The organism is Allochromatium tepidum (assembly GCF_018409545.1).
In the GTDB taxonomy this organism is placed as follows: Bacteria; Pseudomonadota; Gammaproteobacteria; order Chromatiales; family Chromatiaceae; genus Thermochromatium; species Thermochromatium tepidum_A.
Genome location: NZ_AP024563.1, coordinates 2918517 through 2938463, shown reverse-complemented (window position 1 = coordinate 2938463; position 19947 = coordinate 2918517). Strand labels below are relative to the sequence as shown.

24 protein-coding genes and 2 tRNA genes are annotated in these 19947 nt (G+C 65.4%); 10 read left to right on the top strand and 16 right to left on the bottom strand.

What is annotated here, in order from left to right:
- Nucleotides 1-40: 40 nt before the first annotated feature.
- The gene (locus tag Atep_RS14175) at nucleotides 41-1069 is read left to right on the top strand and encodes a PilZ domain-containing protein (protein WP_213379097.1); all 1029 of its coding nucleotides are present in this window, start codon (nucleotides 41-43) and stop codon (nucleotides 1067-1069) included.
- Between the two features lie 122 nt (nucleotides 1070-1191).
- Here Atep_RS14175 and Atep_RS14170 read toward each other — a convergent pair whose 3' ends face one another.
- From Atep_RS14170 to coaBC, 8 genes are all read right to left on the bottom strand, one after another.
- A complete protein-coding gene (locus Atep_RS14170; RefSeq protein WP_213379096.1) occupies nucleotides 1192-1917 on the bottom strand; it encodes a lysophospholipid acyltransferase family protein in 726 nt (241 codons plus the stop codon).
- A 4-nt stretch (nucleotides 1918-1921) separates the two neighbouring features.
- Entirely contained in the window at nucleotides 1922-2488 is a 567-nt protein-coding gene (gene gmhB / locus Atep_RS14165) for a D-glycero-beta-D-manno-heptose 1,7-bisphosphate 7-phosphatase (RefSeq protein ID WP_213379095.1), read from the bottom strand.
- Nucleotides 2489-2522: 34 nt separating this feature from the next.
- A complete protein-coding gene (gene glyS / locus Atep_RS14160; RefSeq protein WP_213379094.1) occupies nucleotides 2523-4598 on the bottom strand; it encodes a glycine--tRNA ligase subunit beta in 2076 nt (691 codons plus the stop codon).
- A gap of 21 nt (nucleotides 4599-4619) precedes the next feature.
- Nucleotides 4620-5525, bottom strand: coding sequence for a glycine--tRNA ligase subunit alpha (gene glyQ / locus Atep_RS14155; protein ID WP_176977014.1), 906 nt, complete (start codon nucleotides 5523-5525; stop codon nucleotides 4620-4622).
- Between the two features lie 177 nt (nucleotides 5526-5702).
- On the bottom strand, nucleotides 5703-6008 hold the full coding sequence (locus Atep_RS16780; protein ID WP_236786742.1) for a phosphate-starvation-inducible PsiE family protein: 306 nt from the start codon (nucleotides 6006-6008) through the stop codon (nucleotides 5703-5705).
- Nucleotides 5971-6228, bottom strand: coding sequence for a hypothetical protein (locus Atep_RS16775; RefSeq protein ID WP_236786253.1), 258 nt, complete (start codon nucleotides 6226-6228; stop codon nucleotides 5971-5973). Before Atep_RS16775 ends, Atep_RS16780 begins: the two co-directional genes overlap by 38 nt.
- A 2-nt stretch (nucleotides 6229-6230) precedes the next feature.
- Nucleotides 6231-6689 carry a dUTP diphosphatase gene (gene dut, locus Atep_RS14145; RefSeq protein ID WP_213379093.1) on the bottom strand — a complete coding sequence of 153 codons (459 nt, stop codon included), beginning with the start codon at nucleotides 6687-6689 and terminating at the stop codon, nucleotides 6231-6233.
- Nucleotides 6673-7884 carry a bifunctional phosphopantothenoylcysteine decarboxylase/phosphopantothenate--cysteine ligase CoaBC gene (gene coaBC / locus Atep_RS14140; protein WP_213379092.1) on the bottom strand — a complete coding sequence of 404 codons (1212 nt, stop codon included), beginning with the start codon at nucleotides 7882-7884 and terminating at the stop codon, nucleotides 6673-6675. Before coaBC ends, dut begins: the two co-directional genes overlap by 17 nt.
- A 106-nt stretch (nucleotides 7885-7990) precedes the next feature.
- Between coaBC and radC the strand changes: the two genes are divergently transcribed.
- Nucleotides 7991-8665, top strand: coding sequence for a RadC family protein (gene radC, locus Atep_RS14135; protein ID WP_213379091.1), 675 nt, complete (start codon nucleotides 7991-7993; stop codon nucleotides 8663-8665).
- On the opposite strand, the gene Atep_RS14130 is transcribed toward radC, so the two are convergent.
- The 3 genes from Atep_RS14130 to Atep_RS16770 all read right to left on the bottom strand — a co-directional run bounded on the left by Atep_RS14130 (nucleotide 8639) and on the right by Atep_RS16770 (nucleotide 9212).
- Complete coding sequence (locus Atep_RS14130) at nucleotides 8639-8779, bottom strand: hypothetical protein (protein ID WP_213379090.1); 141 nt, start codon at nucleotides 8777-8779, stop codon at nucleotides 8639-8641. The genes radC and Atep_RS14130 overlap by 27 nt on opposite strands.
- Nucleotides 8780-8857: 78 nt before the next feature.
- Nucleotides 8858-8998 carry a TOBE domain-containing protein gene (locus Atep_RS14125; RefSeq protein ID WP_236786251.1) on the bottom strand — a complete coding sequence of 47 codons (141 nt, stop codon included), beginning with the start codon at nucleotides 8996-8998 and terminating at the stop codon, nucleotides 8858-8860.
- 46 nt (nucleotides 8999-9044) lie between these two features.
- A complete protein-coding gene (locus tag Atep_RS16770; RefSeq protein ID WP_236786249.1) occupies nucleotides 9045-9212 on the bottom strand; it encodes a substrate-binding domain-containing protein in 168 nt (55 codons plus the stop codon).
- Between the two features lie 752 nt (nucleotides 9213-9964).
- Here Atep_RS16770 and orn point away from each other — a divergent pair.
- The gene (gene orn, locus Atep_RS14115; RefSeq protein WP_213379089.1) at nucleotides 9965-10513 is read left to right on the top strand and encodes an oligoribonuclease; all 549 of its coding nucleotides are present in this window, start codon (nucleotides 9965-9967) and stop codon (nucleotides 10511-10513) included.
- Here orn and lnt read toward each other — a convergent pair.
- On the bottom strand, nucleotides 10483-12042 hold the full coding sequence (gene lnt / locus Atep_RS14110) for an apolipoprotein N-acyltransferase (RefSeq protein ID WP_213379088.1): 1560 nt from the start codon (nucleotides 12040-12042) through the stop codon (nucleotides 10483-10485). The genes orn and lnt overlap by 31 nt on opposite strands.
- A gap of 102 nt (nucleotides 12043-12144) precedes the next feature.
- Nucleotides 12145-12221 (bottom strand) — tRNA-Met (locus Atep_RS14105).
- Nucleotides 12222-12469: 248 nt separating this feature from the next.
- On the opposite strand from Atep_RS14105, the gene nifE reads away from it, so the two are divergent.
- A complete protein-coding gene (gene nifE, locus Atep_RS14100; RefSeq protein WP_213379087.1) occupies nucleotides 12470-13801 on the top strand; it encodes a nitrogenase iron-molybdenum cofactor biosynthesis protein NifE in 1332 nt (443 codons plus the stop codon).
- Here nifE and Atep_RS14095 read toward each other — a convergent pair.
- On the bottom strand, nucleotides 13781-13936 hold the full coding sequence (locus Atep_RS14095; RefSeq protein WP_213379086.1) for a hypothetical protein: 156 nt from the start codon (nucleotides 13934-13936) through the stop codon (nucleotides 13781-13783). The genes nifE and Atep_RS14095 overlap by 21 nt on opposite strands.
- Between Atep_RS14095 and Atep_RS14090 the strand changes: the two genes are divergently transcribed.
- Together Atep_RS14090 and Atep_RS16765 are read left to right on the top strand one after the other, a co-directional pair.
- Nucleotides 13883-14176, top strand: coding sequence for a nitrogenase component 1 (locus Atep_RS14090; protein WP_336511404.1), 294 nt, complete (start codon nucleotides 13883-13885; stop codon nucleotides 14174-14176). The genes Atep_RS14095 and Atep_RS14090 overlap by 54 nt on opposite strands.
- Nucleotides 14177-14211: 35 nt before the next feature.
- Nucleotides 14212-14514, top strand: a complete 303-nt coding sequence (locus Atep_RS16765; protein WP_236786247.1) for a 4Fe-4S binding protein — start codon at nucleotides 14212-14214, stop codon at nucleotides 14512-14514.
- A 92-nt stretch (nucleotides 14515-14606) separates the two neighbouring features.
- Here the strand turns inward: Atep_RS16765 and Atep_RS14080 are convergent.
- Nucleotides 14607-14681: transfer RNA gene (locus Atep_RS14080), tRNA-Glu, on the bottom strand.
- A gap of 97 nt (nucleotides 14682-14778) precedes the next feature.
- Between Atep_RS14080 and pcnB the strand changes: the two genes are divergently transcribed.
- The 4 genes from pcnB (at nucleotide 14779) to panD (ending at nucleotide 18358) form a co-directional block, all read left to right on the top strand.
- Nucleotides 14779-16116: a polynucleotide adenylyltransferase PcnB gene (gene pcnB, locus Atep_RS14075; RefSeq protein WP_213379085.1), complete on the top strand. Its 1338-nt coding sequence runs from the start codon at nucleotides 14779-14781 to the stop codon at nucleotides 16114-16116.
- 35 nt (nucleotides 16117-16151) lie between these two features.
- Nucleotides 16152-16955 (top strand): 3-methyl-2-oxobutanoate hydroxymethyltransferase, encoded by an 804-nt coding sequence (gene panB / locus Atep_RS14070; RefSeq protein ID WP_213379084.1) that lies wholly within the window; start codon nucleotides 16152-16154, stop codon nucleotides 16953-16955.
- A 26-nt stretch (nucleotides 16956-16981) separates the two neighbouring features.
- Entirely contained in the window at nucleotides 16982-17860 is an 879-nt protein-coding gene (panC, locus tag Atep_RS14065; RefSeq protein WP_213379083.1) for a pantoate--beta-alanine ligase, read from the top strand.
- Between the two features lie 117 nt (nucleotides 17861-17977).
- A complete protein-coding gene (gene panD / locus Atep_RS14060; protein ID WP_176977538.1) occupies nucleotides 17978-18358 on the top strand; it encodes an aspartate 1-decarboxylase in 381 nt (126 codons plus the stop codon).
- A 7-nt stretch (nucleotides 18359-18365) separates the two neighbouring features.
- On the opposite strand, the gene glgA is transcribed toward panD, so the two are convergent.
- Nucleotides 18366-19901, bottom strand: coding sequence for a glycogen synthase GlgA (glgA, locus tag Atep_RS14055; RefSeq protein ID WP_213379082.1), 1536 nt, complete (start codon nucleotides 19899-19901; stop codon nucleotides 18366-18368).
- Nucleotides 19902-19947 lie beyond the last annotated feature (46 nt).

Genomic DNA, 19947 nt, shown 5'->3' with positions numbered 1-19947 from the left:
AACCCGTCTAATCCACAGCTTGAAGCTGGAGTACTGATCGATGCCATCACCGAACACGTCTCCCACCGCGAGTCCCGTCTCCGAGCGACGCACACAGGCCCGCATACACGCGCAGATACCAGTCCGGTTGCAGTATTCCGGCGAGTCCAGGGCGCACACGGTGACCCTGGTCGATCTCTCCTGGGGCGGCGCCCTCTGCGAGTCCAAGACCCAGCTGCCCGGCACGGACGCGCCTGTCCGGTTGTTATTACCCTGGAACTCGGGTGAGACGATCCAGATCGAGGCCGCACTGTTGCGACAGAAAGCGCTGGAGGATGGGCGTTATCTGCTGGCCCTGCGCTTCATGCGCCTGTCCTTGCTGCATCAGACCCGGCTGGAGAAATTGCTGAGTCTGATGCAGGCCCAGGACTCCAATACCGAAGAGCAGGAGGCTTCGCGCCTGGTCGATACGCTTGAAATCCAGATCCAGACGCTCGACGAATGGCGCTGGGCGCTGGGCGATATCGCCAAGGGGCTATTACGGATCAATGCGACCAAGCTCTATGCCCGGGGTCAAAGTCTGGCCATCCAGTTCAACGGTATTCCCTCGCGTGCCCGTCTGAGATTGCGCTCACGGGTCATGGATAGCAAATCCGTGCCCATGCATGATCTGTATCTGCTCACCTTGGAGTTCGAGCATCCCCTGGATGCACTGCGCGGCTGGGCCGAATGGTTGCTGGGCCAGATGCCGAACGAGGCCGATCTGCCGGCGGTACAGGAAGACCGTTCACGCACCGAGAAACTGCCGGATCTGGGACAGGGGCGCGTGGTACCGACTCAGGATCAGCGATCGGCGCTGGAGAAGGATTTTCCCGAAGCCCTGGATTATCTCATCACCGCCTGGGGCGACATCAAAGCCTTCGATCTGGTGTTCCGTCAGCTCATCTTCGGTGAGAGTAATGTCGTCGGTACCTGGACGCCCGAAGCCTGGGAGGAACTGCAGCTTCTGCAAAGCCTGCATGATCGGGCCTATGGTATCTCCGACATCAGGTTCAATTCGCTCGAGATACAGTCTGTGTTGGGGTTGTGAATGATGCTATGGTATCTCCGACATCAGGTTCAATTCGCTCGAGCACGAGCAGACGACTCCACGATGATCCAAACGTTGCAAGCGATCGATCCCGATGTCGAATCGCTCGCCGATCGAGCCCGTCAAATTCGGTGCTGTGTTTGAATCGCTGCAAGCGTCTGCTCGATCCAGCGCTCGACCTCGGCGTTGATCTCGGTGGCCTTGCGTCCCTGAGTTCGGATGGTCGGACCGATCACCAGATCGATGGCGCCTGGGCGTTTGATCAGACTTTGACGTCCCCAGAAGACACCGGCATTGTGGGCGATGGGCACCACGGGTCGCCCAGTGCGCTCGGCGAGCAGCGCGCCGCCGATGTTGTAGCTGCCCTGGGTTCCGGGCGCGACCCGCGTACCTTCGGGGAAGATCACCACCCAGTGCCCGCCTTCCAGTAGCGCGCTGCCTTCGCGGATGAGGCGGGTGATCTCGCGGCGTCCGGCGGCACGATCGATCGCGATGTGCCTCAGTCGCTTGAGTGCCCGGCCGAAGACCGGGATGCGGATCAGCTCCTGCTTGAGCACCCAGGATTGCTCCGGCGGCAGCAATGCCCGGAGTGCGAGGATCTCCCAGGCGGACTGGTGCTTGCAGAGCACGATCGCGTTGTCCTTGGGCAGATGCTCCAGGCCGTGCACGCGATGGTCCAGCCCGCAGAGGATCTTCAACGCCTTGAGATTGAGTCTGGCCCAGGAGCGCGCCAGGCGTGGTGCGCGCCGGCCCGAGTCGCCGGACCCGAGCGCCAGGATCGCGAGCGAATACAATAGGCTCGATCCGATCAGGATCAGCTGAAACAGCAGGGAACGCAGCAGGGTCATAAGTTCAGACTAGGGTGTCGATGAGCGCGGTGGCGGCGGCGTTCAGATCGGGATAGATGGGGATGTCGATCACTGTGTCTTCCGCGCCCTGAAGTCGCAGCTGTTCCAGCGTGCGCTCGCCCTTGCCGGAGCGCACCAGCCAGGGTTGGGCGCCGGCGGCACGCGCGGCCCGGATGTCGTCGAGCGAATCGCCGATGAAGGGCACGCCATCCAGGACCGTCCCGAATCGCTCGGCGATCTCCAGCAGCAGGCCCGGCTGCGGCTTGCGGCACGCACAGCCGTCATCCGGTCCGTGCGGACAGAAGGCGATCATCTCGATATGTCCGCCCAGCGCGCCCACCCGCTCATGCAGGCGCTGATGGATGGCATTGAGCGTGTCTAGCCCGAACAGTCCGCGTGCCAGACCGGACTGGTTGGAGGCGACGGCGACCCGAAAGCCCGCGTGCGACAGGCGCGCGATGGCTTCCAGACTGCCGGGGATGGGTACCCATTCGTCCGGCGACTTGATGTAGTCGTCGGAGTCCTGGTTGATGACACCGTCGCGGTCGAGGATGACGAGCCGATCTGTCATGCGGGCATGGGCCTGCTGAGTCGTGGTATGGCCGTCACTGGAGCCGCGAGATGTCGGCCACGCGCAGGAACAGCGCCGACAGCGCCCGCAGCAACTGGAGCCGGTTGCGCCGCGTGGCCGGATCTTCCGCCATGACCATGACCTCGTCGAAGAAGGCGTCGACGTCCTCGCGCAGTTCGGCCAGGGTCTCCAGGATGGCGACATAGTCGCGCGCCTGGGCCAGCGGCTCGACCTGAGTTTCGAGTTCGGCGATCCGTTCGGCCAGACGCTGTTCGGGCACCTCGACGAGCAGAGCCGGGTTCGGTCCGGCCTCGGCCGGATCCGACGGGTCGGCCTTGAGCAGGATGTTGCGGATGCGCTTGTTGGCGGCGGCCAGGGCATCGGCCGCCGGCAGACGGCGGAACTGGGTGACGGCCGCGATGCGCCGGTCCAGATCCCAGGGATTGGTCACGCCCGTGTGGATGACCGACTCGACCGTGTCGACCGCCACCACCTGATCGCTGTAATAGCCGCGCAGACGCTCCAGCATGTAGCTCAGGACCGCCTCGACCGTGTCCTCGGCCAAAAGGCCGGCCGGGAAGCCGGCGGAGGCGCGTTGGAGCAGGTCGCGCAGATCCAGGTCGAGCGGGGTCTCGATCAGCAGCCGCAGCACGGCGATCGAAGCCCGGCGCAGGGCATAGGGATCCTTGGTGCCGGTCGGACGCAGTCCGATGCCGAAGATGCCGACCAGGGTGTCGAGCCGATCCGCGAGCGCCAGCGCCCGGCCGCAGGGACTGATCGGCAGTTCGTCGCCGGCGAAGCGCGGGCGGTACTGATCCTCCATCGCCGCGCTGACACAGGCGTCCTCGCCCGAGCGTTCGGCGTAATAGCGCCCCATGATGCCCTGGAGTCCGGGGAACTCGAACACCATCGCCGTCATCAGATCGCACTTCGAGAGCTGAGCCGCCCGCTCGACCAGCGCCGGATCGACACCGATCGCCGGGGCCAGCTCGCGGCCGAGCCGAGCGACACGCGCGCACTTGGCCGCCTGGGTGCCGAGCTTGTCCTGGAAGACCACGGTCTCCAGCCGGGGGGCGAAGGCTTCCAGCGGCTGCTTGAGATCCTGCGACCAGAAGAAGGCGGCATCGGAGAAGCGCGGACGGATGACGCGCTCGTTACCGGCGCGCACCTGATCCGGGTCGCGGCTCTCGATGTTGGCCACAGTGATGAAGTGGGCCTGAAGCGCCCCGTGCATGTCCTCGACCGGGAAGTACTTCTGGTTGCTCTGCATGGTCTCGATCAGCACCTCGGGCGGGATCTCCAGGAAGCGCTCGTCGAACTTACACAGCAGGGCCTGCGGCCATTCGACCAAGGCCGTGACCTCATCGAGCAGTTCGGGATCGATGCGCGCCCGCAGTCCATTGGACGCGGCCAGGCTCATGACCTGCTCGCGGATGCACTCACGCCGAAGCTCGAAGGACGGCTCGACCCGGCCCTGTTCACGCAGGGTCGCGGCATAGTCCGCTGCCTGGCCGATGGCGATGGCGGCGGGATGATGGAAGCGATGACCTCGGGTGCGGGTCTCGGCGGGCAGACCCATGACGGTGCCCGCGACGGGTTCGGTGCCGAGCATCAAGCAAATCCAGTGAACCGGGCGCACGAACTCTTCGCTTCGGTCGCCCCAGCGCATCCGCTTGGGGATCGGCAGCCCGGCGAGCGCGGCCTCGGTCATGTCCGGCACCAGTTGTGCCGTCTCCCGACCGGGCGTGACGCTGCGATGGATCAGCCGGCTTCCCTTGTCGGTCTCCTCGCGTCCCAGCGCCTCGACCTCGACCCCACAGGAGCGCGCGAAACCGAGCAGGGCCTTGGTCGGCTGGCCTTCGGTGTCGAACGCGGCCTGGACCGCCGGCCCGCGGCGCACGCTCTCCTGATCGGGCTGGCGCGTCTGGATGTCCTTGATCAGTAGGGCCAGACGCCGTGGCGCGGCGAAGGATTCGATCGTCTCGAACCCGATCCCATTGGTCTTGAGCTGGTCGCGAAAGCCCTCGGTGAAGGCGCGCGACAGAACGGGCAGGGCGATCGGCGGGAGTTCCTCGGTCCCGATCTCGATGAGCAGATCAGTCGTCGACATATCCAAAAGAACCTCTCCCGCTCAAGATTGCAGCATCGGGAAGCCGAGCGCTTCCCGCTTATCGTAATAGGCCTGGGCGACGGCACGCGAGAGTGTGCGTACCCGCAGGATGAAGCGCTGGCGCTCCGTGACCGAGATCGCCCCGCGCGCGTCGAGCAGATTGAAGGTGTGCGAGGCTTTGAGCACCTGCTCATAGGCCGGCAGCGGCAGACCGCGCTCGATCAGCTCGCCGCTGATCCGCTCATGGGTGTCGAACTGCGCAAAGAGCGCGGCGGTGTCGGCCAGCTCGAAGTTGTAGGTCGACTGCTCGACCTCGTTCTGATGGTAGACGTCGCCATAGGTGACGACACCCGCCGGGGAGCGGCTCCAGACCAGGTCGTAGACGCTCTCGACCTCCTGGAGATACATGGCGATGCGCTCCAGACCATAGGTGATCTCGCCGGTCACGGGCCGGCAGTCGAGTCCCCCGACCTGCTGGAAATAGGTGAACTGGGTGACTTCCATACCGTTGAGCCACACCTCCCAGCCCAGCCCCCAGGCGCCGAGCGTGGGCGACTCCCAGTTGTCCTCGACGAAGCGGATGTCGTGCACCAGCGGGTCGATGCCCAGCCGGCGCAGCGAGTTCAGATACAGCTCCTGGATGTCGAGCGGCGAGGGCTTGAGCACCACCTGGAACTGATAGTAGTGCTGGAGCCGGTTGGGATTCTCGCCATAGCGCCCGTCGGTCGGACGGCGCGAGGGCTGGACATAGGCACTGCGCCAGGGCTCGGGTCCGATCGAGCGCAGGAAGGTGGACGGATGGAAGGTGCCCGCGCCCACCTCCATGTCGAAGGGCTGGACGACGACGCACCCGAGATCGGCCCAATAGCGCTCGAGCGCAAAGATGAGACCCTGGAAGGTCGAGAGATCCTCGGATTCGCGGCTCAAGATGGACTCCTGTTGGGACTGGTTCGGCAAAGTCGCACAGTATATGCGGTCGCTCGCCCGGTTGCCTGATCCAATCGCCTGCTCGGCGTGCAGTGGCCGTTCGTGCGAGGCTCGGGTCGGCTGGGTGCCGCTTGGTGTGTGCGAGCGCTCGGCGGCACGTCAGGCGCCGTTCGGCGATCAGTCATGCCATCCATGATCCTGGTTGCTCTGTTTCAACAGCCGGTAGGTCACACCGAGGGCCAGCGTGGTCGCGGCGATCCCGAGCAGATACATGGGAATCAGTGTATCGAAGTCCAGTACGATGACTTTCCGGGCAATGGCCATGAGCGCCGTGGCCACGACCAACTGCACGGGAAAGACATTGGTGCCCGGATAAAGCCGGATATTGATGAAGATTTCCACCGCAATGAGCACCGCCATGAAGGCGCCGAATGTGTAGAAAATGTCATTGATATTCAAGAGCAAGAAAGGCGGCGCCTTCAGCCGTTCGTAGATGATGTAGACGATATCGGCTACGCCCCAGAGGATAACCCGCCACCATCAATACGGAAAGAATGCGAATGGCGAAGCGAATGATCCGGTGCAGAACACGGAAAAACGGGTCTGGAAAATCGACCGGAAGCTCCTGATGGAGTTTTTGACGTCGCTCCCGTTCGGAATGAGCCGGCTTCATTTCATTGTCATCGATCATCTGATCACTCACGGCTAGTGTTTTCCCGTATGCCCGAACCCGCCTTCGCCGCGCACTGTGGTCTCGAACGATTCGACCAGCTCCAGCTCAGCGTGCAGGATCGGCACCAGCACCAATTGAGCGATACGTTCGCCGATCTCGATCCTGAAGGATTGGTCACTCCTGTTCCAGCATGAGATCATGAGCGGTCCCTGATAGTCCGAGTCGATCAGCCCCACCAGATTGCCGAGCACGATGCCGTGCCGATGGCCAAGTCCTGAGCGGGGCAGGATCATCCCGGCGATGCCCGGCTCGGCGATGTGCACCGCGAGGCCGGTCGGGATCAGCTCACAGCCGCCGGGTGCGAGATCCAGCGGCGCATCCGGCATGGCGCGCAGATCCAGGCCGGCCGAGCCGTCGGTCGCATAGTGCGGGAGCGGGAAATCGCTTCCAAGGCGTGGGTCGAGTCGCTTGATTTCAAGACGATGCAGCATGGTGTTCCTGGTAGCGTTCGGCGATCAGTCGGGCCAGTTCGCGCGCGAGCCGGGTCTTGTCCATCATCGGTAGCTCGCGCCGGTCGTCGCGCCAGATCACGCTCAGGGCATTCTCGGCGCGCTCGAATCCGCCCTGCGCGCCGCCGACCTGGTTGGCGGCGATCATGTTCAGTCCTTTACGAGCGAGCTTGTCGCGCGCGTACTCCTCGACGCGATCGGTCTCGGCGGCGAAGCCGACGGTGAAGGGCGGGTCAGGCAGGGCGGCGACCTCGGCGAGTATGTCCGGATTGCGAACGAGGCGTAGCGTCAGTTCATCCGCGTTCTTCTTGATCTTGTTTTCGGCGGGGTCGATGGGACGGTAATCGGCGACCGCGGCCGTGGCGACGAACAGATCGCAGTCGGCGGCGCGTGCCATGACGGCTTCGTGCATTTCCAAAGCCGTCTCGACATCGACGCGCTCGGCCACGCGCGGTGCGGGCAGGGACGTTGGGCCGGCGACCAGCGTGACGCGCGCCCCCAGCGCCTCCAGCGCCTCGGCCAGCGCGAATCCCATCCGCCCCGAGCTCCGATTGCCCAGGAATCGCACCGGATCGAGCGGCTCGCGCGTCGGCCCCGCCGTCAGCAGCACGCGCACGCCGGTCAGCGGACGCTCCGGCGGCGGAAACAGCGCCTCGGCGATCTCCAGCGGCTCCAGCATCCGTCCCGGCCCCTGATCGCCGCAGGCCTGCTCGCCCACGGCCGGCCCCAGGACACCCACGCCACGCGCGCGCAGCGTCTCCAGGTTCGCTTGCGTCGCCGGATGACGCCACATGGCCTGATTCATGGCGGGCGCAATGAAGAGCGGCGCCTCACAGGCGAGGGCCACGGTCGTCAGCAGGTCATTCGCCAGACCTGCCGCCAGGCGTGCCATGACATCCGCCGTAGCCGGCGCGATCAGCAGACAGTCCGCCCAGCGCGCCAGTTCGATGTGTCCCATGCCGGCCTCGGCACCCGGATCGAGCAAGGTGGTGCGCACCCGATGGCCGGACACGGCCTGAAAGGTCAGCGGCGCGACGAAGGCCGCCGCCGCCTCGGTCATGACTACGCGCACATCGGCCCCGCGTTCCTTGAGCCGGCGCACCAGATCGACTGATTTATACGCGGCGATGCCGGCACCGACGCCCAGCAGCACCCGTGAACCCGGATTCAATACCATGAGTTTTTCGTGTATTTTGGTCTAGAATGCAGTCCGAAGTCTAACCGATCCGTCGATCCATCGCCGACGGATGACGCTATGTTCAACCTGGACAGCGGGAGGGCGCATGTCGATCAAGGACTGGCCGGAAGGCGAACGGCCACGCGAAAAACTGCTGGAACGGGGCGCGGGCGCGCTGTCGGACGCCGAGCTGCTCGCCATTTTTCTGCGCACCGGCATTCCAGGCAAGAGCGCGGTCGATCTGGCGCGCGAGCTGCTGGCCGACTTCGGCGGACTCAGCGGACTGCTGGCTGCCGACCAGCGTCGCTTCTGTGAGGGCAAGGGCCTGGGCACCGCCAAATACGCCCAGCTCCAGGCCGTGCTCGAACTCAGTCGCCGCTATCTGCTCACGCGCATCAGCGGCCAGGACGTGCTGACCAGTCCCGAGGCCACGCGCGACTATCTCAAGCTGCGTCTCTACGGCTCCCCGCACGAGATCTTCGCCTGTCTCTTTCTCGACAACCGCCATCGGGTCATCGTCTACGAGGAGCTGTTTCGCGGCACCATCGACGGGGCCAGCGTGCACCCGCGCGAGGTCGTGCGCCGCGTGATCCAGACCAATGCCGCCGCCGTCATCTTCGCCCACAATCATCCCTCGGGCGTGGCCGAGCCGAGTCAGGCGGATCTGCGTATCACGCAACGGCTCAAGGAGGCGCTGGCGTTGATCGATGTGCGCTTGCTCGATCACATCATCGTCGGCGATGGGGATGGAACCTCATTCGCCGAGCGCGGGTTGTTGTGATGCGCTTTCGTTGTCGAAGCGGGGGACGATATTGCCGGTCTCAGGGTCGAAATCGAGGTGTTGCCGCGGATCATCGCTCGTCAGGTCGAGCAGCGGGTCGCTCGTCTCGTCCAAAGGGAAGTACTTGTCACTGAATCATCGGCGTCGGCCTGGGGCTGGTGTCCTCGCCTGACGAGCGTCGTCCTGCTGTGATCAATCCATCAAGGCCACCGCCTTGACCTGAGCGAAGACACTCTGACCCTCATGCAGCCGCAGGCGGTCGCGCGAGTGGCGAGTGATGCGGGCCAGTAGCGGCGTTCTCTCACTGGCGCCCGTGCAGAGCTTGATCAGCACCTGCCTCTGATCGATATGGCGTATGTAAAGCCCGTTCCCGCTTGAGTCAGCCACTCGGCCTCCACAGCTTGGCCGGCGTCTCGGCGTCGGCAGAGAGAAAGACCTCGAAGAGCGCACCATTCTTGATCTGAGCGTAGAACTTGCCCGAAGAGCCGAAGGAGGCATTGGCCGTATGGCCGGTGTCCTTGGCGAAGGCGTCGGCAATGAGTTTCATGGGCGCGGTGAAGTTGGCGGCGACCGCGACACCTGGACGGTCTCGGCCTGCGCGGAAAAAGCACTGGCAAGCAGGGCCAGGGCGCTGAATGTCGTGGTCATGGGCTTCATCAGTTCCTCCGCGAGAAACTCCGCCCTTCAGGGCGGGGAGGGAGAGCGGCTACGACCGTGCAGCCGCCGGAAACGGGTGCAGGCTTTCCACCTGCCGGGCCGTGCGGCTCTGCCCGTAAGGGCCTAGTGACGGTGCGGCGTCTCACGACGCGACACGCTCCCCTCGCCAATGTGTGCAACCGGCTCCCACCTGACGGCGGCGACCCGAACCTTCGACGCTTTGCCTTTCGTCAGCGTGATCCGGGCCTTTCAGAGCGGCGGACTGAGGAAGCATCCGCCGGTGAGTCTTGACGACCTGTTGCGCACGTAGCCCCTTTCGACCGTCCCGGTCAGGCGGGCTGAGGCTGGTCAACCCAGCTTGCTCTCACAAGCTCCGCCCTTCAGGGCGGGGTAGTTGACGGCGTCGACCGCGTCCCAGGCCTGTTTGACAATATAATGCAGATCGCTTCGGCAAATTTGAGGCCAAGGCCGGCGAGGCTTCGGGGCCGGCGCGGAGTTCGGTCCTTTGGCGGCGTTTTCCGGGCCAACTCGGCACTTCGCGCGAGTGATCGATGTTCGAACATGGTGCACGAGGCGCGTTGCTCGGCCGGTAATGATGCGACAATATGCGTGAAACCGAACAATCGAGCGGGCCTGAGACACATGAGCAAGAGCGAGCACAACCTGATCTGGATGGATCTGGAGATGACCGGGCTGGATCCCGACCGCGATCGCATCCTAGAGATCGCGACCCTGATCACCGACAGCCGGCTCCAGGTATTGGCCGAGGGACCGGTCATGGCGATCCATCAGGACGAAGCCATTCTGGCGGATCTGGACGACTGGAATCGCGAGCGTCATGGCGCGTCCGGATTGCTGGAGCGCGTGCGTCTGAGTCCGCACAGCGTGCGCGATGCCGAAGCGGCGACGCTCGACTTTCTCGCTCAATACGTCCCGTCCGGCGCCTCGCCCCTGTGCGGCAACAGCATCTGTCAGGACCGGCGCTTCCTGGCGCGCTGGATGCCGCGTCTGGAAGCCTACTGTCACTATCGCAACCTGGACGTGAGCACGCTCAAGATCCTCGCCCAACGCTGGGCACCCGAGGTGGCGAGCAGTTTCAAGAAGGAATCACGGCATCTGGCACTCGACGACATCCGCGAGTCCATCGACGAACTGCGCCACTATCGCGCCCATTTGCTGAAGGTCGACTGAAGCCGGCGCTGAATCTGCCTCCGGCCGCCGAGCAGCAGCAGGGCCAGCGCCGGCCCGACCGCCGGCGCGTGACCGAACCGGCTGAAGGGTGTCGCACCCTGGCGCGGCTGGATCTCGGCCGTGACCGCGCCGCGCGTGAAGGAGGGCAGGGTGCCGATCAGGCGGCCGCGATGGTCGATGATGGCCGAGATCCCGGTATTGGTGGCGCGAAGCAGCGCGCGCCCGGTCTCCAGCGCCCGCATCCGTGCGATCTCCAGATGCTGCGGCGGGGCGAGCGAGTCGCCGAACCAGGCATCGTTGCTGACGTTGATCAGATAGGCCGCCTCGGGCAGCGCCTCGATCACCCCGGTGGGGAAGGCATCCTCGTAGCAGATGGAGACACCGACCCGATGCGCACCCACGTTCAGCAGCGGGCGGCGATCGTCGCCTGGACTGAAGTCCGACATCGGCACCTCGAACAGATTCACCAGCGGCCCGAGCCAGGACTTGAAGGGCAGGAACTCGCCGAAGGGCACCAGATGACGCTTGGCATAGAGATCCTCCCGGCTCCCGATCGCCAGCAGTCCGTTGAAATAACGTCCGCTTTCCAGATCCATCACCGGCAACCCGAGCACGATCTCGGTGCCCTCGGTGCGCGCCCGGTCGGCGAGCGGATCGATCAGCGATGCACGGATCTGGTGCAGGAAGTCGGGCAGGGCGGTCTCGGGCCAGACGATCAGGTCCGAGTCCAGATGTGCCAGGGTCAGGTCGACATAGGTCTCGGCGATCATCAGACTCGCCTCGGGATCCCACTTGATCGCCTGCGGGATGTTGGCCTGGAGCACGCTGGCGCGTAGCGGCGGGCCGTCCGGCCGGGTCCAGTCGATGGCGCTCAGTCCGGCCCCGCCGATCCAGAGCGCCGCCAGCACGATCCAGGCACCGATCCGCGCTCGTTGTGCGTGCCGGCGGATCGCACACCACAGCAGCCCGCCCGAGAGCACGACCAGCAGACTGACCCCGTGCACACCCAGGATCGGCGCATAGCCGGCCAGCGGTCCGGCGATCTGACCATAGCCCAGACTGAGCCAGGGAAAGCCGGTGAACAGCCGGCCGCGCACCCATTCGAGCAGGACGAGGCTTCCTGGGAGCAGGATCAGCGGGCCGACCCAGGCGGGACCAGGATCCAGACGCCGCACCAGCCAGCCGGTCGCGCCGTAATAGAGCGCCATGACCGCGATGAACAGCGCCGTGAGCAGATGTGCGATCCGGGCATCCATGTTGCCGAATTCGTTGAGACTGATCCGGATCCAGAACACGCCGAAGCCGAACAGTCCCACGCCGAACAGCCAGCCGCGCTGGAATGCGACCCTTGGGCTAGCCTCCGTGAGTGACTGATAGAGCGCCGCGACGGCGAGCACGGCGACCGGAAACAGCGAGAAGGGGGCAAAGCTGAGGACCGTCAGCGCGCCCGCGCCGAGCGCGAGCAGTGCGGGCGGGATCGGGAGGCGCGCAAGATCCGGCTTGAGCAGAGAAACCATGGAGATCGCCATCGGACGGATTTGGAGGCGCCGTTTCTATCAGTCGCGCGTCCGATGGTCAAACGAAAGAGCCGATATCAACGATTGCTGATATCGGCTCTTTGGGGAATTCGATGGTGGCTATGCCCTGACTCGAACAGGGGACCCTCGCATTATGAGTGCGATGCTCTAACCAACTGAGCTACATAGCCGAGATGAGACGCGCAATGATAGCGGCCGGCGCGACGCGCGTCAAACAGGATCGAAGGGCGATCGATGTCGGGGTTGCGACAAGGCCGCCGATTGTCGCGACCCCGACAGCCGGCGACGCCCGGCCATGGCGATCGAAAGCAGCCGTTTCGATGCCGTCACCCTAATCGAATCAAGCTCATAACGGCTTTGGTCATGCAAGGCACGATTCATGCTGAAGGCTTTCGTAACGCCTCACTGGGAGCCTCGCATGAAGCCAAAAGACCTCTCCGCCCTGCTCGACGAGCCGGCCTGCGCGCACAACACCAAGTCCAAGTCGGGCTGCGCCAAGCCCAAGCCGGGCGCGACGGCGGGCGGCTGTGCCTTCGATGGGGCGCAGATCGCCATGCTGCCGATCGGAGACGTCGCCCATATCGTGCATGGCTCCATCGCCTGTGCCGGCAACTCCTGGGACAACCGCGGCACGCGCTCCGGCGGTCCAAGGCTCTACAAGATCGGCATGACCACGGATCTGACCGAGCAGGACATCATCATGGGGCGCGGCGAGAAGCGCCTGTTTCATTCCATCAAGCAGGCCATCGACAGCTATCAGCCGGCCGCCGTCTTCGTCTACAACACCTGCGTGCCGGCCCTGACCGGCGACGACGTCGAGGCCGTCTGTCGGGCCGCCGAACAGCGCTGGGGCACGCCCGTGATCCCGATCGATGCCGCCGGTTTCTATGGGGCCAAGAATCTCGGAAGCCGCATCTCGGGTGAGACCATGGTCAAGCGCGTCTGCGGCGGGCGCGAGCCGGACCCCATTCCCGAGGGTATCGAGCGTCCCGATTTCAAGGTCCACGACATCTGTCTGATCGGCGAGTACAACATCGCCGGTGAACTCCGGCACGTGCTGCCGCTGTTCGACGAGCTGGGTCTGCGCGTGCTCTGCACCCTCTCGGGCGATGCGCGCTTCCGCGAGGTGCAGACCATGCACCGCTCCGAGGTCAACATGATGGTCTGCTCGCGCGCCATGGTGAACGTGGCGCGACGGCTCCAGGAGACCTATGGCACGCCCTGGTTCGAGGGCAGTTTCTATGGGGTGCGCGATGTGTCGCAGGCGTTGCGCGATTTCGCCCGGATCATCGACGACCCGGATCTGACCGCCCGCACCGAGGCGCTGATCGCGCGCGAGGAGGCCAAGGCCGAGGCCGCGCTCGCCCCCTGGCGCGAACGGCTCCAGGGGCGCAAGGTGCTGCTCTATACCGGCGGGGTCAAGTCCTGGTCGGTGATCTCGGCGCTCCAGGATCTGGGGATGACGGTGGTGACGAGCGGGACGCGCAAGTCGACCGAAGAGGACAAGGCGCGCATCCCCTTCCTCGACATCAACCAGGAACGCGAATTCGGCTATGCCGGTTATGCGGGCATGGAAGAGCTGGCGCGGCAGCTCTGTCTGACCATCGAGAGTCCGATCTGGGAGGCGGTGCGGCGTCCGCCGCCCTGGGCGCGGTCTGCGGCGACGGTGCGAGCGCCATCGGCCCGGTCGCCCGCTGTGGTCGCCCCCATCGGTTCAGAATCCGCCGCACTAGAGGTGCGTCATGCCTGAGATCGTCAAACGCAGCAAGGCGCTCTGTGTCAGCCCGCTCAAGGCCGGCTCGACCGTGGGCGCGGCGCTCGCCTTGAAGACCTGGAACTGGCCGCGCGCGCCAACCGTGCCGAGGTCGTCATCACCAACTCGCACGGCGTCCACACCGCCGAGCGGCTGGGTCTGCCGTTGCTGCGTGCCGGATTCCCGCAGTACGACCGCGTCGGCGGCTACACCCGCACCTGGATCGGCTATGCGGGCACGCGCGCCACGCTCTTCGACCTGGCCAACCTGATCCTGAGCCTGGAGAAGGGCGAGATCCATCCCTATCGCTCCAGGCTCAAGTCCAGGTCGGACGAAGAGCCGCATCCGGCCCCGATCGGACAGGCCGCGTAACGACCACCCAAGCCGCCAGGACAGGACCAGCCACCATGCCACTGCAAAGACGCCTGCGCCTCCTGAGTGACCCGAGCGAGACCAGATCCATGAACGACACGGCGATCCGGGTCGCCTTCGCGACCTCCAACCTCAAGGAGATCGACCAGCACTTCGGCGCCGCCGAGTCCTTCGCCATCCATGCGATCGACGCCGAAACGGCCGGCCTGCTGGGGGCGTCATGGACGCCGGCGTTCGTCGTTGCGCTCGATCAACAGAAATGCATCGGTTGCGAGTCCTGCTCACGCGTCTGCCCCAAGGGCTGTCTGTCGCACGAGCCTCAGATGCTCGCCGCTTGATCTCGAACCCGGGCGCCGGGGCGGGCGTCCGGACTTCTTTCGGAAAGGCATGGAAAAAGGGCTTGGATGTTCGTCCAAGCCCTTCATTTGTTTGGCGCTCTCTAGGGGATTCGAACCCCTGTTACCGGCGTGAGAGGCCAGCGTCCTAACCACTAGACGAAGAGAGCGGTACGTCGTTCGAGAATGGCGTATTATACGCAGCTCGCCGCGTTAGACAAGCGGCTTTTGAACGATCGATGACAAGGACCATCCGCGAAGACATCCATGCAGGATTCCGACCCTCATTCCGCTCCGATCCGTCCCGGCCAACCCCTTGTGGTGCCGCGTCCGGAGCACAACATCTCGCGCGCCAATATCAGCGAGCAGGCGCTGCGCGTGCTCTATCGACTCCGGCAGGAGAACTTCCAGGCCCACCTGGTGGGCGGCGGGGTGCGCGATCTGCTCCTGGGCCATGAGCCCAAGGACTTCGACGTCGCCACCGACGCCACGCCCGAACAGGTGCGGCAGGTGTTTCGCAACTGTCGCCTGATCGGGCGCCGTTTCCGCTTGGCGCATGTGCATTTCGGGCGCGACATCATCGAGGTCGCGACCTTCCGCGGCAGCGGCTCGGACGACGGTGACGACGCCGATCGCCAGGTGCGCGACGGTCTGATCGTGCGCGACAACGTCTACGGCACCATCGAGGAAGATGCGTTGCGGCGCGACTTCACCATCAACGCGCTCTATTACGACATCGCCGATTTCGCCCTGATCGACTATGCGGGCGGACTGGACGATCTGCGCGCCGGTCGACTGCGGCTGATCGGCGATCCGGTCAAGCGCTATCGCGAGGATCCGGTGCGGATGTTGCGTGCGGTGCGGTTCGCCTGCAAGTTGGGCTTTACGATCGAGCCGGCGACCGAGCAGCCGCTGTTCGAGCTGGGCCGGCTGTTGCGCGACATCCCGGCCGCGCGGCTGTTCGACGAGCTGCTCAAGCTGTTCCACTCCGGCTATGGGGTGGAGGTATTCGAAAAGCTGCGTCACTACGGACTCTTCGGCCATCTGTTCCCGGCGACCGAAGCCTGTCTGGCGCGTGAGGATCACGACTTCCCGATCACCTTCGTCAGTCGCGGTCTGGCCAACACCGACAAGCGTCTGGCCGAGGACAAGCCGGTCACGCCGGCCTTTCTCTATGCCATCCTGCTGTGGGAGCCGGTGCGGCGGCGCTGGGAGGAACTGGTCGCGCATGGGATGACGTCCATCGAGGCGATCCTGCGGGCGTCCTCCGAGGTCTGTGTCGATCAACAACCGCTGGTGGCCATCCCCAAGCGCTTCTCGCTGCCGATGCGCGAGATCTGGGCCTTGCAGCCGCGTCTGGAGCAGCGCGACGGCAAGCGGCCCTATCGGCTCATCACCCATCCGCGTTTCCGTGCGGCCTATGACTTCCTGGTGCTGCGCGCCGAGGCCGGCGAGGCCGATTCCGAGCTGGCCGACTGGTGGACGCGCTTCCAGTATGCCGGCAGCCAGGAACGCGCGCGCATGACCGAGCCGGGCGCGCGTCGCAAGCGCCGTCCGCGCCGCCGTCGCAAGCCGTCCGGTTCGAGCGGCGAGTCCGCCGGCTGACGCGATCCACTCCCTCTAGCCTTCCGGAGCCGACGATGTCCGTTGCACCTGTGTCCGTCGCCACGCTGGCCGCCATGAAGGCGCGCGGCGAGCGGATCGTCAGTCTGACCTGTTACGACGCCTGTTTCGCGCGTCTGCTCGACCGTGCGGGCGTCGATCTGCTGCTGGTCGGGGATTCATTGGGGATGGTGTTGCAGGGACACGCGACCACGGTGCCGGTGACGGTCGAGCAGATGGTCTATCACGGCGCCTCGGTGGCGCGCGGGCGCGAGCGGGCGTTGCTGGCGGTCGATCTGCCGTTCATGGCGGCGGCCACACCCGAGCGCGCGCTCGACAGTGCCGCGCGACTGATGCAGGAGGGCGGCGCCCAGGTCGTCAAGCTGGAGGGCGGTGAGTGGCTGGCCGAGACCGTGCGCCGTCTGTCCGAACAGGGCGTACCGGTCTGCGCCCATCTGGGACTGCTGCCGCAGTCGGTCAATCGGCTCGGGGGCTATCGCTTCCAGGGGCGCGACGAGACCTCGGCCGAGCGCATCCGGCGCGAGGCGCGGGTGATGGAAGAGGCGGGCGCCAGTCTGCTGGTGCTCGAATGCGTGCCGGCGGCGCTCGCCGGCGAGATCAGCCGATCCCTCAGCATCCCGGTGATCGGCATCGGCGCCGGCGCCGGTTGCGATGGTCAGGTGCTGGTGCTGCACGACATGCTCGGGCTGAATCCGGGTCGTCCGCCGAGCTTCAGCCGCGACTTCATGCAGGGGCGCGGGTCGATCGGGGAGGCGGTCGCGGCTTATGTCGCTGCCGTGCGTGACGGGAGCTTCCCTGCCGCTGCCGAAACACCCTATTGAGCCGTGATGATAGAGAGATCGAGACCATGCCGAGTACAGCGCACGCTCCATCGAGCTTGATCCAAGTCGAGCGCGTCGCCGATCTGCGCACGCAGGTTCGCGCCTGGCGCGCGGCCGGTGAGCGCATCGCCTTCGTGCCGACCATGGGCAATCTGCACGCCGGGCATCTGAGCCTGGTGCGCGAGGGACGCGCCCGCGCCGAGCGGGTGGTGGCGAGCATCTTCGTCAATCCGCTGCAATTCGGACCGAGTGAGGATCTGGACGCCTACCCGCGCACCCTGGACGCCGACCGGCGTCAGCTCGACGCGACCGGCTGCGACCTGCTGTTCACTCCGGGCGTGAGCGAAATCTATCCGCGCGGTCAGGACACCCAGACGCGCGTCGAGGTGCCGGGGATCTCGGACATCCTCTGCGGGGCGAGCCGGCCCGGACACTTCGTCGGCGTGGCGACCGTGGTCTGCAAGCTGCTCAACATGGTGCAGCCCGATGTCGCGCTCTTCGGCGAGAAGGATTTCCAGCAGCTACTGGTGATCCGCCGTCTGGTCGAGGATCTGGCGCTACCGGTCGAGATCGTCGGCGTGCCGATCGCGCGCGAGTCCGATGGCTTGGCGATGAGTTCGCGCAACGGCTATCTGACGCCCGAGGAACGGGGGCTGGCGCCGGCGTTGTATCGGGTGCTAAACGCGACGGCGGACGCTCTGCGCGCGGGCGAGCCGGTCGAACGCGCCGAGCAGGCCGGGCTGGAAGCGCTGGCAATGGCGGGACTGCGCCCGGATTATCTGAGCGTGCGCCGTGCCGAGGATCTGGCGCCGGCCTGTGCCGGGGATCGGTCGTTGGTCATCCTGGCGGCGGCCTATCTGGGGCGGGCGCGGCTGATCGATAATCTGCGCGTGGATCTGGATTGATCGATGTTGCTGCATTGCAGCAAAGCCTGCTGTAGACTTACGCGAACTGAAATACAATAGTCTTCATCGACGTTTTTGACGACCCAGGCCGAGCGGCCATTGAGAGGATCGAGTCAAATGCATCTGACCTTGCTGAAGTGCAAGCTCCATCGCGCGCGCGTGACGCATTCGGAAGTGGATTACGAGGGTTCCTGCGCCATCGACGAGGAACTGCTGGACCTGGCCGGGATTCGTGAATACGAGCAGATCCAGATCTACAACGTCACCAACGGCGAGCGCTTCACCACCTATGCCATCCGCGCCGAGGCCGGCTCGCGCGTGATCTCGGTCAACGGCGCGGCGGCCCACAAGGCCGCGCCCGGAGACTGCATCATCATCTGCGCCTATGCCGTCATGAGCGAGGCCGAGGCCGACGTCTTCAAGCCGAGCCTCGTCTATCTCAACGAGCACAACCGCGTCATCCGCACCGGCGACGCCATCCCCGCCCAAGCGGCCTGAGCGCCGGTCACGCCGAGCGGGCGTGCTCCAGCGCCATCCGATCCGCGATCGCGTCGTTGTAGAGTTCGATATAACGGCGCGCACTCGACTCCCAACTGAAGTCCTGTGACATGCCGGTGACGGCCAGACGGCGCCAGCCGTCGGGGTCGTCGCAGTAGAGTCGCATCGCCCGGCGGACGGCGCCGAGCAGGGCCGCCGGTGTCGGCTCGTCGAAGACGAAACCGGTCGCCGTCCCCTTCGCCAGATGCTCCGCCGTGGCCGGCACCACCGTATCCGCCAGCCCGCCCGTGCGATGCACGATCGGCGGCGTTCCGTATCTCAGACTGTAGATCTGATTCAGGCCGCAGGGCTCGAAGCGCGAGGGCATCAGGAAGGCGTCACAGCCGGCCTCGATGCGATGGGCGCGCGTCTCGTCATAGCCGATGTAGACGCCGATCTGACGCGGATTGGCGGCGGCCAGTTCCAGCAACGCCTGCTCACAGCGCCGCTCGCCCGAGGCCAGGATCATCACCTGCACCCGTGGGTCCGGCAGCAACTCGGGCAGGATCGCCTGGATCAGGTCCACGCCCTTCTGTTCGACCAGGCGTCCGACATAGCCGAGCACGAAGGCGTCTTCACTGCGCGGCAGGCCCAGTTCGCGCTGCACGTCGAGTTTGTTCTCGGTCTTGAGTCCGAAGCGTTCGGCGTCATAGTTCTGGAGGATGAGCGGGTCGCCGGCCGGATTCCAGACCTGATAGTCGATGCCGTTGAGGATGCCGCTGAAGCGGTGGCCGATCTGACGCAGCAGCCCGTCGAGTCCGCAGCCGAAGCGTGCCGTGCGCACTTCCTCCGCATAGGTGGGGCTGACGGTGTTGATGCGTTCGGAGAACACGATGCCGCCCTTGATGAAGGACAGGCGCTGGTGGAACTCCAGTCCGGCCAGATTCCAGAGCGCCGGCGGCAATTCCAACCGGTCGAAGGTCGCGTGGTCGAACAGCCCCTGATAGGCCAGGTTATGGATGGTGAAGACCCGCGCCGGCGACCAGGGCGCGTCCTGCAACAGGGTCGGAGCCAATCCGGTCTGCCAGTCGTTGCCGTGGAAGACGTCCGGACGCCAGCCGATCGCCGGCAAACCCTGGGCCATCAGCGCCAGCACCCGGCAGAACAGCAGGAAACGGTCGGGATTGTCGCCCCAGTCGCGCCCGGTCGGGTCACAATAGGGATTGCCCTCGCGCGCGAAATACTCGGGCGCGTCGACCAGATAGACCGGCAGGTCGTGATCGGGATGGCGCCCCTCGACCAGCCGGATGGCGCTCCGGTAGCCCTGGATACGGATCTCGCCCAGTGGCTTCGGCTCGCGCAATTGGCGCATAGCCAGCGGATAGCCCGGAATGACGAGCCGCGCGTCATGACCGAGCTGGCGCAGCGCCGCCGGCAGACTGGCGGCGACATCGGCCAGTCCGCCGGTCTTGATCAGGGGATGCGCCTCGCTGCCGGCGACGAGGATGCGCAGACGGTCCGGCTCGAACGCCGGAAAGGCAAAGGGGCTGAGTGACGACTCCATGCTGTGTGATTCGTTCTAGGCGCGTTGGCGCGGGCGGCCAGAGGTG

Coding starts and splice junctions, on each gene's coding strand:
- Atep_RS14175 (WP_213379097.1), top strand. CDS start 41: ATGCCATCACCGAACACGTCTCCCACCGCGAGTCCCGTCTCCGAGCGA.
- Atep_RS14170 (WP_213379096.1), bottom strand. CDS start 1,917: ATGACCCTGCTGCGTTCCCTGCTGTTTCAGCTGATCCTGATCGGATCG.
- gmhB (WP_213379095.1), bottom strand. CDS start 2,488: ATGACAGATCGGCTCGTCATCCTCGACCGCGACGGTGTCATCAACCAG.
- glyS (WP_213379094.1), bottom strand. CDS start 4,598: ATGTCGACGACTGATCTGCTCATCGAGATCGGGACCGAGGAACTCCCG.
- dut (WP_213379093.1), bottom strand. CDS start 6,689: ATGCTGCATCGTCTTGAAATCAAGCGACTCGACCCACGCCTTGGAAGC.
- coaBC (WP_213379092.1), bottom strand. CDS start 7,884: ATGGTATTGAATCCGGGTTCACGGGTGCTGCTGGGCGTCGGTGCCGGC.
- radC (WP_213379091.1), top strand. CDS start 7,991: ATGTCGATCAAGGACTGGCCGGAAGGCGAACGGCCACGCGAAAAACTG.
- Atep_RS16770 (WP_236786249.1), bottom strand. CDS start 9,212: ATGAAACTCATTGCCGACGCCTTCGCCAAGGACACCGGCCATACGGCC.
- orn (WP_213379089.1), top strand. CDS start 9,965: ATGAGCAAGAGCGAGCACAACCTGATCTGGATGGATCTGGAGATGACC.
- lnt (WP_213379088.1), bottom strand. CDS start 12,042: ATGGCGATCTCCATGGTTTCTCTGCTCAAGCCGGATCTTGCGCGCCTC.
- nifE (WP_213379087.1), top strand. CDS start 12,470: ATGAAGCCAAAAGACCTCTCCGCCCTGCTCGACGAGCCGGCCTGCGCG.
- Atep_RS16765 (WP_236786247.1), top strand. CDS start 14,212: ATGCCACTGCAAAGACGCCTGCGCCTCCTGAGTGACCCGAGCGAGACC.
- pcnB (WP_213379085.1), top strand. CDS start 14,779: ATGCAGGATTCCGACCCTCATTCCGCTCCGATCCGTCCCGGCCAACCC.
- panB (WP_213379084.1), top strand. CDS start 16,152: ATGTCCGTTGCACCTGTGTCCGTCGCCACGCTGGCCGCCATGAAGGCG.
- panC (WP_213379083.1), top strand. CDS start 16,982: ATGCCGAGTACAGCGCACGCTCCATCGAGCTTGATCCAAGTCGAGCGC.
- panD (WP_176977538.1), top strand. CDS start 17,978: ATGCATCTGACCTTGCTGAAGTGCAAGCTCCATCGCGCGCGCGTGACG.
- glgA (WP_213379082.1), bottom strand. CDS start 19,901: ATGGAGTCGTCACTCAGCCCCTTTGCCTTTCCGGCGTTCGAGCCGGAC.